This window comes from Parabacteroides sp. HGS0025, from assembly GCF_000969845.1.
GTDB lineage: Bacteria > Bacteroidota > Bacteroidia > Bacteroidales > Tannerellaceae > Parabacteroides > Parabacteroides gordonii.
Window position 1 is genome coordinate 2902162 of the sequence record NZ_KQ033902.1, and the last position, 12147, is coordinate 2914308.

The 12147-nt window shown below is 44.2% G+C and carries 12 protein-coding genes; 4 read left to right on the plus strand and 8 right to left on the minus strand.

The genetic code is table 11. The annotated features are described in order from the left end of the window. Positions 1-16: 16 nt before the first annotated feature. The 4 genes from HMPREF1212_RS11390 (at position 17) to HMPREF1212_RS11405 (ending at position 5531) form a co-directional block, all read left to right on the plus strand. The gene (locus tag HMPREF1212_RS11390; protein ID WP_046150352.1) at positions 17-2137 is read left to right on the plus strand and encodes an AAA family ATPase; all 2121 of its coding nucleotides are present in this window, start codon (positions 17-19) and stop codon (positions 2135-2137) included. Then, complete coding sequence (locus HMPREF1212_RS11395) at positions 2134-3447, plus strand: 5-methylcytosine restriction system specificity protein McrC (protein ID WP_046149431.1); 1314 nt, start codon at positions 2134-2136, stop codon at positions 3445-3447. The genes HMPREF1212_RS11390 and HMPREF1212_RS11395 overlap by 4 nt, the downstream gene beginning before the upstream one ends. Positions 3448-3534: 87 nt before the next feature. Further along, on the plus strand, positions 3535-4998 hold the full coding sequence (locus HMPREF1212_RS26325; protein WP_052724978.1) for an agmatine deiminase family protein: 1464 nt from the start codon (positions 3535-3537) through the stop codon (positions 4996-4998). After that, positions 4974-5531: a hypothetical protein gene (locus HMPREF1212_RS11405; RefSeq protein ID WP_232430083.1), complete on the plus strand. Its 558-nt coding sequence runs from the start codon at positions 4974-4976 to the stop codon at positions 5529-5531. Before HMPREF1212_RS26325 ends, HMPREF1212_RS11405 begins: the two co-directional genes overlap by 25 nt. A gap of 104 nt (positions 5532-5635) precedes the next feature. On the opposite strand, the gene HMPREF1212_RS11410 is transcribed toward HMPREF1212_RS11405, so the two are convergent. From HMPREF1212_RS11410 to HMPREF1212_RS11445, 8 genes are read right to left on the minus strand one after another with little or no spacing between them, the layout of a single operon-like run. Further along, positions 5636-6205, minus strand: a complete 570-nt coding sequence (locus tag HMPREF1212_RS11410; RefSeq protein ID WP_232430084.1) for a hypothetical protein — start codon at positions 6203-6205, stop codon at positions 5636-5638. After that, the gene (locus HMPREF1212_RS11415) at positions 6202-6765 is read right to left on the minus strand and encodes a hypothetical protein (protein WP_046149433.1); all 564 of its coding nucleotides are present in this window, start codon (positions 6763-6765) and stop codon (positions 6202-6204) included. Before HMPREF1212_RS11415 ends, HMPREF1212_RS11410 begins: the two co-directional genes overlap by 4 nt. Then, positions 6762-7307: a topoisomerase C-terminal repeat-containing protein gene (locus HMPREF1212_RS11420; protein WP_046149434.1), complete on the minus strand. Its 546-nt coding sequence runs from the start codon at positions 7305-7307 to the stop codon at positions 6762-6764. The genes HMPREF1212_RS11415 and HMPREF1212_RS11420 overlap by 4 nt, the downstream gene beginning before the upstream one ends. Before the next feature lie 26 nt (positions 7308-7333). Further along, entirely contained in the window at positions 7334-8083 is a 750-nt protein-coding gene (locus HMPREF1212_RS11425) for a hypothetical protein (RefSeq protein WP_046149435.1), read from the minus strand. Positions 8084-8088: 5 nt separating this feature from the next. After that, positions 8089-9273 carry a toprim domain-containing protein gene (locus tag HMPREF1212_RS11430; protein WP_046149436.1) on the minus strand — a complete coding sequence of 395 codons (1185 nt, stop codon included), beginning with the start codon at positions 9271-9273 and terminating at the stop codon, positions 8089-8091. Between the two features lie 28 nt (positions 9274-9301). Then, positions 9302-10630 (minus strand): ArdC family protein, encoded by a 1329-nt coding sequence (locus HMPREF1212_RS11435; protein WP_046150354.1) that lies wholly within the window; start codon positions 10628-10630, stop codon positions 9302-9304. Continuing rightward, the gene (locus HMPREF1212_RS11440; protein WP_046149437.1) at positions 10614-10844 is read right to left on the minus strand and encodes a hypothetical protein; all 231 of its coding nucleotides are present in this window, start codon (positions 10842-10844) and stop codon (positions 10614-10616) included. Before HMPREF1212_RS11440 ends, HMPREF1212_RS11435 begins: the two co-directional genes overlap by 17 nt. Before the next feature lie 29 nt (positions 10845-10873). Then, positions 10874-12145, minus strand: a complete 1272-nt coding sequence (locus HMPREF1212_RS11445) for a MutS N-terminal domain-containing protein (protein WP_046149438.1) — start codon at positions 12143-12145, stop codon at positions 10874-10876. Positions 12146-12147 lie beyond the last annotated feature (2 nt).

Here is a 12147-nt window from a genome sequence, read left to right on the forward strand (position 1 = left end):
TAATCTCAATAATGATATGAACTATACATGGATACCATACTATCAGGAGTTTGCAGAAAAGCTCTTGGCATTTCGTAATGACAGAAAGTCGTTGCTGAAATTGATTTATGACCGACGAGAAGAACTTCTTGCCGGCTACCTGCATGATGAGGATGGTTATGATGATCTTTGTTCGGACATAGATCCATTCACAACGTTTGGACTCTTTAATAGAGGAATTAAATCTCAAAATAGAATTCATACGGCCGAAGTGTTTAAAACACTGCTGGGGATAAAAGCTGAAGTGCCTAAAGACTTCAGAGGTATTCCTGTGCTCAACAATCAAAAATCTCATTTCTTTGGCTTTAGAAGCAAAAGACAAGCCAATGACATTGAAAACCTCTGGTCACTTTTTGAGAAGGTTGTGAAGAATGAAGATTTTGATGATGAATACAATGCAGTTGTAAATCAATTCATCATCAATGTTAATATCACAATGGCATTGTTTTGGATTCGTCCAAACGATTTTCTTGCTTTGGATAGCACCAATAGAGATTATCTACAGAAACAATATGGCATTGACTTACCCAAGAAAGCCCCTGACTACAAAACGTATATGGGCTTGTTAAAGGGTATCAAGGATAAGATAGCTTCCAAAGAAATCAAGGAAAAGGCATTCTATGAACTTTCTTCAAACGCAAATAAAGGTGGCCATACATCAGATAGAGATACCGAACACACATGGTACGACGATGTTGTACGCATTCTCAGCAGACGAAAGAATATCGTGATGTACGGCGCTCCTGGCACGGGCAAAACTTATGATGTTCCTGAAATTGCCGTAAGACTTTGTGACCCTGATTTTGATTGCTCTTCAAGAGAAGATTTGATGAAACGATATAATCAATTGAAGCAGGATAAGCGCATTGCATTTACGACGTTCCACCAGTCAATGGACTATGAAGATTGGATTGAAGGTTTAAAGCCCGTAGCAGATAACAATCAGGTAACATACGAAATCGAATCTGGCATTTTCAAACAGCTTTGCGAGGAAGCAGCACGTCCTATCGTGAAAGATAAGCACATCGGCATTGCGGATGATGCTGTTGTTTGGAAAGTTTCTCTTTGTGGAACTGGTGATAACCCAGTGCGCAAAGAATGCATGGATAATGGACATATCCGCATTGGATGGGACGACTATGGCCCTGTCATTTCTGATGAAACCGATTGGAGTATTTACAATGGTGAGGGTAAGCGTATCCTTGATGCCTTTCTGAACAGTATGAAGATTGGTGACATTGTGATGAGCTGTTATACTAATACCACCATTGATGCCATTGGTGTTGTAGTAGGTGATTATGAATTCATTGATTCATACCACGACTATAAGAGAGTTAGGAAGGTCAATTGGATTCTAAAAGGTATCAATGAGAATATCGTTGAGATGAATGATGGCAAGACGATGACATTAAGTATTGTGTACCGTTTGAACTCCATCACTTTAGATAATGTGAAAGCGCTCTTAGATAAGTATCAGAAGCCAACTACGATGGAGGTCAATACTAAGCCCTATGTGATGGTTATTGACGAGCTTAACCGTGGTAACGTTTCAAAGATATTTGGCGAACTAATCACGCTGCTGGAAGCAGACAAACGCAAGGGAAGCAAAAATGCTGAGAGTGCGTTGCTTCCGTATTCGAAAAAGTCGTTTATGATTCCCAGCAACGTATTTATTATAGCCACGATGAATACGGCAGACCGCTCTTTGGGGACATTAGACTACGCCATCAGAAGACGATTTGCCTTTATCCCCTGGAAGCCTTATTCTCTTGAGGGTGAAGTAGAAGGATTTGATGAAGAGTTGTTCAAAGAAGTAAGTGCTTTATTTATTTCCAACTATGAGGACTATGAAGCAAGTGAATGGGATCCAAACTTTACTTTAGAACCAGCTGAAACTCTATCGGAAGAATACAAACCTGAAGATGTGTGGATTGGCCAAAGTTATTTCATAATGGAGGAAAATGGAGAAAACATCACAAGTGATCGTATTCTCTATGACATCATTCCACTACTACAGGAGTATGTCCGCGATGGTGTATTAACCGAAGAGGCACAAGAAACCATTGATAAATTATATCAAAAAGCAATCGAGCAATGACTATAATACAACTTCAAGAGCAAATACTGGAGAATACACCACTTCTTCGGCAAGATGCAGACTTCATCCTCCCTTATATGGAGGATGGAGAAGAAGTTGTGTACACTGTCAAAAGGGGACGTGAGGAAAAAACGCTTTGCCTATCGCTTAAACGTCAATCGGAACAGATTGCTGCAAGCGGTTCCTATTTCGTAGGAATAGACTGGCTTTGTGAAAACGAACTTGCCGTACAAGTAAGCCCCAAACTGAACAATGGTTTTGAGGTTGACTATGTGAGAATGCTCAATGATGCTCTTCTTGAACCTGAGAACTTTGAACATCTAACAGACTTGATTACAATCAGATTTGATAAACCATCGATAAAGGTAAGTCAACAGCAAGACATACTCAGTATATTTCTCATTACAGAATATCTGAGCATTTTGCATCGCATAGTAAGAAAGGGATTAAAGCGAAGTTACTACACAGTTGAAGAAAACCTTGCTAAAAAGGTTAAGGGTAAAATTATTATAGGAAAGAATATCCGTAAGAACCTTTCGAGAGGTAATATTACAGATAACGTCTGTCGCTATCAAGTTTATGATATTGATTCCCCAGAGAACCAAATTCTCAAAATGGCACTTAGGTTTTGCAGCAAGCAGCTTGAAATCTACAAAAATGCAGTCAATATAGAGCCCCTAAAGAAAAAAGTTCGCTTGATTGCGCCATACTTCGATAGTGTCAGTGATGAGATTAGCGTTAAGTCTATTAAAAGCTATAAAGGCAATCCTGTATTTAAGGAATACAACCAAGCAATAAAGTTTGCACAATTATTGCTACGCCGCTATAGCTATGATATTACAGTTGTTGGTAAGCATGAGATTCAGACACCACCCTTCTGGATTGATATGAGTAAGCTCTTTGAACTGTATGTTTTCCATCATCTGCGTCAGGTCTTCACAGTTAAGGGGGAGGTTCGTTATCATGTAAACGCATACTATCAAGAGCTGGACTACTTGCTGAATCCTGCAGAATGGCCAGAGCCCTATATTATCGATGCGAAATATAAGCCTCGGTATAAATCGTCAAAAGGAATATCCATCGATGATGCAAGAGAAGTTGGTGGATATGCGCGGCTTATTAGCATCTACGCCAAACTGGGCCTTGATGAGAATACAGCTCCACCCATAAAATGTCTGATAATCTATCCTGACCAAGAGCAGGAAGAGCGTTTCACATTCACTCGATACAAGGAACCTCAATTTGAAAAGGTGTCCGGATATGTAAGGTTTTATAAAGTTGGAATTAAATTGCCTGTAATCAATGAATAAAAGGAGAAATGATAGCATAAAAGCGCCTATAATTGCCATTGACCGATTACGGATTGAAATCAATTATTCCAATTAAAGGTATTAGCTATGATCAAACTTGAACAACGATTGAGAGGCTTTTCTCTAAGTGAATCCTCTCACCAAAACATAATCAGCGGAAGTTATGAAGCTCCCACAGAATTTGAGGCAATAGCCCAAACGACTTTGGCCGGACACTTTTGTGTCAAAGGCAAAGAAGGTAACGTTCTTGTACGCCCTACCTGCGTGGAGTTCTATTATCATGAAGAGGCCGAACACGGAATTAAGGATTATATTGTGTACCACCGCAATATGAAAGATAATCCCAAGCTTGCTTTCGATTTCGGAACTCTACATAATCATGTGTCTGGTATTGATATTGCCTTTGAAAAAGGTGACTCACCAGATAATGCCATTCGAGCTTCTATGCTAATTCGTGAGTTTGAAATTGACGGAAGGAATGACGACTGCTCAACGATGCTTTACGAAGCACTTTACCAGCAATCATCAGTATTTGACGGCATTTCCGTACAGTGGGTTGATGGCAATGTGCCAGTTGAAGTTACTGCAGATGTTCGTAAGAATGTGGCTCTATTCGATACCAATGGAGAAAAGAAGAAAGCTTCTGATTATCCGGAACTATTAGCTACAGAAGACAAAAAGTTTGTTCAAGACCTACGCAAATGGCAATTCAAACGCAAACAGATCACAGACTCAGATTCTAATAAGGTGTATCTCTCTTCTTGGCTAAAAGACGAATGCCCAGATTTCTATGGGCGCTTTATCTCCTTGCTTCAAGACTATGGAATATCATATCAAGTAATGCAGTCTACCAATGATATATGGGCCCGTGATTACATGCCCATACAAATTTATGATGACCACTTTGTACGGTATTGCTATAATCCAAACTATCTGCAAAAGAATGAAGAAGACAAAGAGAGCATTACTGATGTTGATTCTGTATGTAAAGAGCTAGGCATACTAACGTATAAAACAGATTTGGTGATTGATGGTGGTAATGTGGTAAAAGCAGGAAAGTACATCATCATGACGGAAAAGGTCTATGTTGAAAATAGCCACCTAAAGCCTGCTGAAGTTAGAGCGCAACTTTGTTCAATCTTCCATCGTGATGTTATCATGCTGCCATGGGATATAAAAGAACCTTATGGACATGCAGACGGAATCATTAAGGCTATCGACGACAACACAGTTCTTCTGACTAATTACGATAATTTTGATTCTCATTACGCTAAGAGGTTTGAAAATATACTGAGCAAACACTTTACCGTGAAGAAGCTAAGCTACCATTTGGAGCATCCGAATAAGAATAACTGGGCTTACATCAACTTCTTGCGTGTGAACGATACGATTGTCATACCAGGATTGGACGCAGAAGAAGATGAACAAGCACTTCAACAAATCCAAAGCTATTATCCTGAATGTAAAGTGCTACAGATAGAAGCTTCTGAAGTTGTCGAGAAAGGTGGCGCTTTGAATTGTATCACTTGGAATATCAAAGAGGAATTGTAACGCTTATGTTAGACAAAAGGAAACCACGTATCATCAATGTGACACGCAAACCCTCAAAATGCCCAGATTGTGGTAGTCAGGTGGTAGATATAATCTATGGCACAGGAGACATGACTGAGATTGAGTTTGTGCTTGAGTACCGAAAGGATGCCATCATGGGTGGCGACAATATACCTCGCCGGCCACCAATCTGGAGCTGTTCTTGTGGTTGCAAACGCTTTCGCAAAGTCAATCCAGATGGGTCTGATGCTGCTGTAAAGGTAAAAATGCTGAAGAATATGCGTAAGGCACCTGCCACTAAGATCAATTGGACTTCAGATTTGGCAAGTCGAGCATTGGAAGATAATCGACACGAAATCATGCACCACTATGAAGTGGATATTACTACAGAATTGGATGAACATGAGACTTTGGGCATTACAGCCGTCAGTGGTAGTGATGCAGAAGACCAAGCAACAGAATTGGTGGCAAAGGGATTTGTCGGACTTCGAGGACGTAAATGTGTGGCCATCGAAGTATTTGACGCTGAATAGACCGAATTGTAGTATTATAGTAAATCCATGCTGCAGATTGATGACGCGACTCATCTTCTGTCAGCATGGATTTGTCTATGCCTACTCCACATGATAGATGGAGATTATCGGTCTGAACCGATGCGCCTGATTCTTTGGCGTTTCCTGATAAGTACCAGACTGATGGGCTCGCCACCCACAGCCTTTATTCGTTCGTTCACAGCATATCTGACTGGAAAGAGGTAACTCAACTGGCGAATAGAAGGAACGAAGGCCGACTGGCCATAGCTCCACATGTCAAAGACCTTGATGGCCATTGAAGAAGAAACATCTTCGCAATGGTATAAGGCGTAAGTATTTGCATTACCATCCTCGTCAGTAAGTGAAGCAGATGTTTCCTGTTCCACACCGAGACTATCGGCAAAGGTTTGAGGAGCCATATCGTGGATGTAAACAGCATAACCGAGGCAGTTGATTTCAGAATTTTGGTTCACATGATATATGACGGCAACCGGTTCTTTGCCCGAGTTACTGAAATCTGTAGCGGAAATCACGGTACCATCGGCACACACCACATTCCCCACTTGAAGGGAAGAAGTAAAAGGTGTTACGATGTCATGGTTACACTCACAAGAGGTAGTTACCCAAAGTGAGACCACCAGCATCAGCGATATGATGATTTGATTTAGTCTCATAACAAGGGAATTTCAAATGATTTGACAACGAATTGGGCAGACATATCGAGAATGAACCAATGTTCCGAACGGCACAGCTTCCCTTCAGCATTGGGTGCTTCAACTTCCACCTTGACTTTCCAACCTGAGAAGGGAGCTTGCGGTTTCTTCTGTCCATGTACCTCCGGTTGAATGTCCCCAAAGGCCACTAAGGCACGAAGTGTAGTCATGGCTTCCATTTGACGTTCCACCAACTCGTTCATCTCCCTGTTGTCGGGATTGAAATCCTCGAAGTTGTTCGTGGCCTTCATCACTTGCTCGTTGATTTTCATCATCATTACAGAGAGTGCCATCTTCTCTTCCATGGTCACATAGTTCTTGCCAAAGACAGAATCAGCTTTACTGATGCCGAGAATCTTGACTGATTCCGGATGATCCACAGTAGCCATCAAGGCTTTCTCAGCCACCTTCACCGCCAAGTTGTTCGGTTTTTCCGAACAACTGACACAAGCGACCAACATGCCACCCCAAAACAGGACGGCTGTGATCAAGATAATCACGATTTTCATACCCGGCTTCATATCTTCACGATTTGGAGTTTATCGGGAGAAAGGCCGAGACGTTTGCGATAGATGGCTCCGTCATCACGGTACATCTCCAGCTCTGAACTGATGATTTCCTTCTCACAGATTTCTTTGGCTTCAGCTAAGGTCAACTGATGGCCACCAATGTTTCGCCAGATGGAGAAGCTACAAGGAGCGGTCTGATTGCTGTAGTTGGAGCAGTTGAAGGCACGAGTACCCACACGGATGTCACCGCCACAATGGGGGCATTTTCCAATGACATACTGCATGTTGATGGCTCCATCATTGGCTAGTTCAAGTACTGCAGGGAACGATTTGCCTTCTTTGGTGGCAAAGCCATCTAAGAGGATGCTTCGTTTCTCCAACAGTTCAGCCACTTCTTCATCGCTCATCTTCCGATTGCCGATGATGCTATTAATATTGAGGGCACAAGTGGGTTGTTCACCTAAGTTGTGCTCACAGCGATAGCCTTTGCAGGTCTTCACGACGTTGCCGCCACACAACGGACAGCAACCAATTGTTTTCTTTTCTGTTTCCATGTTTCTGATGTTTTTTGATTTGAAAATTACCATTTTAGTACGTAGCCTTGATTCCAATCTGCAATGATACCTCCAATGATATTCTTGCCGGACATCACGTTGGCCCATCCTTCAGGGTCAAGAGAGAACCAAAGGTCGTTCCAAGAGAGGGTGCGAACTTGCCAGGCTAAGATAAAAAGGTCGGTATTAATGGCTTCAAGGCGCGTAACGACTTCATTGGCCACATAATAGCGTTCCGAAGAGTTGAGCAGGTTGACTTTGTGCTTCTCCTTGTTGCCATCGGAGTTCGTCACGTTATAGCTACCAGAGGTGACCAACTGCTTCATGAAAGGGTAGAGGGCAGCCATTTGCGTGGCGGCATCCGTTAGCTCATCGGACACGATGGCTGCTATCGCGGTTCCTTTTAGGTTTCCTCCTACCGACTTCGTGAGCAAGGCACAGTTTTGCGGTATCTCCTTCGTGACCAACTCTCCTGCCCGTTTGATTTGATACAGATTCTGCATCGCACCTTGGGCATTGGATAGGTACTCCAGCATCTTGTCCTCGACCCGATGTACGCGATCGAGGGCGATGGTCACGGCTGCTTCGGCTGCAATGATTCTCTCCTGGGTCTTCTTGCGCTTCTGATGAACATCGTTCAACATCACCGTTTGTGCCACTACCGCTGCGGTTAGAGTCGGATCGGTTTGTTGAGCAAAAACTGGGCGAGCACAGAGCGCAAAACCGAAAAAGGCTGCAAGTGCCAGCACTTTGGGTTTGAATGAGATTGCTTTCATACTTGTTATACTTTAAGGCCAGCGTTTCTACGCTCAGCCAGGTTTTGTTCACGTTCTTCTTTGTGATGAGTAATTATCCTCTCCATCGGCTTGTTCAAGAGGCAGTCATTCCAATCTTTGAATGCCTTGGGAGGAAGCCATTGTCCGGTTCGATAGCGGATGTTCAAGTGTTCACTCAGTTGTGCAGCCAAGGAACGGTCTTGATTCAAAACGAATCTCTTTCCTTTCGCTTCCACCAGAATCCCCTCGTTGGTTTTATTGATTTTCATCGGTATCTCTTCCAATAAAGCCAACATACGAAGGCCATAGATACGTCCCGCTAAGTCGTTATCAAAACAGTCGTAAGCCTTGGCTTGCGGAAAGCGCTGCATCACGCCGGTTATCTGCCCATCCGAAAAGGTTCCTCCTAAAGATACCAGGGCCACATCAGATGAAAGCTGTAGGCGGTTCATCTGATAGAAGGCCATGGCATCGAATGCGGATTCACAGAAGAAGACGCGTTTGACTGCTTCTGAATTGCCTCCTGAGAGGTCGGCTACCCAGGCCGCTGAATTGGAATTACTTCCTGCTGCTTTGGACTTGTAGCCACCATAGCCTCGAATCTCATAACCCTTGACCGTTTGGTCCTCGCCTTGGGTATAAGGGAAACCTATATTGAAGCCCTCGAACTTCTCATTCTTCTTATCTCGTATCAAGGAGATAAAAGGAGAAAGTGCTTGGACTGTTTCTGCGGATAAGCCTCGCTGAGCGAACAAAGGAGGTAGCTTATTCGTATCAATCGGTTTCACCTCATACCTGGCGCTGTCAAAGACGGCATCCACTTTAGCAGACCTGACATACTCCCGGTCTTCATGATACTCAGGTTCAGGTGCGTTGGCAAATCTGGCCAGTACTTTAGCGATGCGGTGCCATTCGTCTTTGCCGGACACGTTGAATGCGTTCAGATTCTCGCGGATGAGGGTAACTACATCCCCTTTGGAGCCATCTCTGCGAAAGAAAGTCTGAGCAGCTTTGTTGTTGGGATTACTGATGATGATGGTGTCGCTTTTGGTTCTACCATCACTCAACACCAGCTCAATATAGCGGCCCACACCGGCTTTCTTATCCAGCTTATAGCCCAAATCATAAGCCACATCATCGATGCCCACCTTCGATTTCAGCTCCCTAAAGTTAATCTTGTAATCAGTCATAGTCTGCTGTCTATTAACAAGGTGAATATTAGATTCTTAATCCTGCGCTGGCCTTCTGCGTCTGACGCATCATAGCCAACTCCGGTTCGTACGTCTTTTGAGCAGTCATATGAAGGAAAGCGGTCTTGTCCTTCATATCCGTGAGCTGGAAATAGGTACGAGCGGTTTCTTTGGAGACCTTCTTCAAGCCCAGTTCCACACCGTCGTAAGAAGCACGGATGCCATAATCTCCGTTTCGGGTTTTGACAATGGCTGCATTCTTGAAAGGAAGTTCCACACCATCCAAAGGAGCTAGCGGATCGTTCTTGGCCAAGTACGGTTGCTCGTTCAGCTGTAGGCGTTGCTTATCTACATGGTCTAGGATTAGTTCCGAAGCCTTGTTGACATCCGCCATCACCGACACAATGAACTTAGGTTCCTTCTTCAGTACCCCAATCCAAGAATCCAGATAGGCTGCTGAGTTATCGGTTATCTTGGAGTCAAAGCCCATGGAGTGACTAATCATCGCTGCGGTCAACTCGGCCACCAACTCCTCTTTGGCATACAATGGATCACCGAATTTACCGCCAATCTCACGATTCAGTCGTTCCGGAGTCATGGTGGAGTGCGTCATCTCGTGCAGCATGGTGGAATAGTACTCCATACCGCCCCGATAGGTTTCATCGGGACTATTGCCAATATTAAATTGAGCCTTCATCGGAAGTACTACAATATCTTTACTGGGCGAATAGTAAGCACCATTCTCACGCTTATCAGCCTGAATGGGACAAAGCCAACCTTGCGTTTGAATCATGCGGTCAAGAGCAGCATGTTCGTACATGCCTTGCGTATCGCGAAGCTCAGGCATTTTGAACTTATCCAATAGCTTCTGCATCCGCTCGGGTTGCACTTCGGCCAGATTAGTCTGCGCCACATTATAGACCGGAAAAGCTTTGATGAACGGAATCGCTTCCAGTCCTTGCTTCTCGTCCTTACTCATGGCACGGTATTCCTCTGCACTGATACGTTGTCCATGTTGGTCTCTGACCAGCATATCCCAATAGACCACCGGAAACGCCTTCTCGCCTTTCAGCACATGCGCCTTGAGATTCTGCGCCTGCTTGAAGGTGAGATAGACCGGAAGTTGATAACCCATGGCAGCTGTCTGGAGTTGGAGGAAGAAAGAGTTGGAGCCGGAGTAGTTACGTCCCCCGACATTTTGAGGAAGACCGGCATAACCGGATGCTCCTCCTATCCAACCCTGCTTCCAATCCGCACTCTTCATCTGCTCCATACGGGCAATCATCATCTCGGCAAAGCGATCGATGGCCACCTGCCCTGCATTGCCGGTGGAGGAAGTATTAGTGCCATATGCCATACGCTTCGTCATTCATGACCTGACTGTCCATTTGAGCGATGTCGGTCTGTTCTACATAAAATTCTGCGGACTCATCGGTAGGGTCAGTACCATGCTTCTGGCACCAATCCAAATAATCCTGTGAGTTTTCTCCGTCCATAACGAAACGGAGATAGCCTATCTTACCGTCTTGCAGGAGTTCTACCAACTCCTCGTGATTCATTTTTGCTGACATAATCTTTGTTCTTTAAGTGGATAATGATATTACATCTTCATGGAGGCTGATTTCTCCATTTTGGCAGTGGGAGCTGCGAGTAGTCCGGTGATTTCTGTATGCAGGTACTTGGCTGCAATTTGCTCACGGGTAGCCGTTTTTGACTTGAAGAGCGAATAGCCATCGTCAAAGGATATCTCCTTCTTAGAGGTCTGACCTTTATCGCCCAAGTCCATAGATACTTTCCATTTGTTGTCGTTATGGTCTTTGGCTACTCGAATGCCGTTTGCATCGGCACCCTCAGGAAGTTGGTACTTCTCATAGGCAGACTTCAAGTGAAGTCGTTCGCCAAAATTTTTCTCTACCAGTTGTGTGGGGGCAATCGTTCGATCAAAGTAGGCATTCAAATCCTGACGAGAAGCTACAGCAGACATCTTGGTATCTCCTACCTCGACATAGAATTTGTATTTGCCAAAATCTGGACGTTGCTCATCTTTCTCCTTATAGACATTGAACTTGTCGATATTGATGGCACCATCGGGACCGGCTATCTGCTTCGGGAACTTGAAGGCTTCTTCAGATACTTTCGGTTGGAGCTTACTGGGATAGTAACGCTCCATCAGCTGGGGCACCGTCATCTCTTTCTTCTGATAAGCGGCCAGGTCGGCAGCATCCATCTTTTGTGGTTTCAGTTGTTGACCATCAATCTTAGCAGTGAAATACCATTCATTGGGATTGGTAGTGTTTTGGTAAGCATGACCATGCGTCACTTTCTCCCCATTGGCTGTTATCATCTGCGGTTCACGGGGTTTACGCTCCTGCTTGGCTTCAAATTGTTGCTCACTCTTGACATCTGCCTTAGTTTCCACTGTAGCTTCAGCCTTCGATTTCTTGGCAGGCTTTTCCTCTGCAGCACTTTTGACCGCCTGAGTAGGTTCTTCCTGCGTACCTTGTTCTTTCTTTTTCTTCGCCATAGTTTCGTTGTTTGAAAGGGTGGATTCTTTTTTGATTTGTTTAGGAGCTTCGAGCGCATCACAGATAGCCACTCGCATACCCGCTCGGATAAGTTTGGGTAAGTAGGCATCCAAAGCATGGTAAGGGAAAGAGGCGACTTTTATCGGCTCTTTCTCCATAGGGAAGATTCGATCAGCAATGGCAATAGCCAACACCGTTGCTGCATTGACCGCATCTTGTTTGAAAGTCTCATAGAAGTCGCCATGACGGAAGAGGAGAACCGCATCCGGATGCTTCTTCTTCAAATTGTCGAACTGCTGGAGAATACCCACATCTTTGTCTTTCTCTGGAGGTGATTGTTTGGGCATAG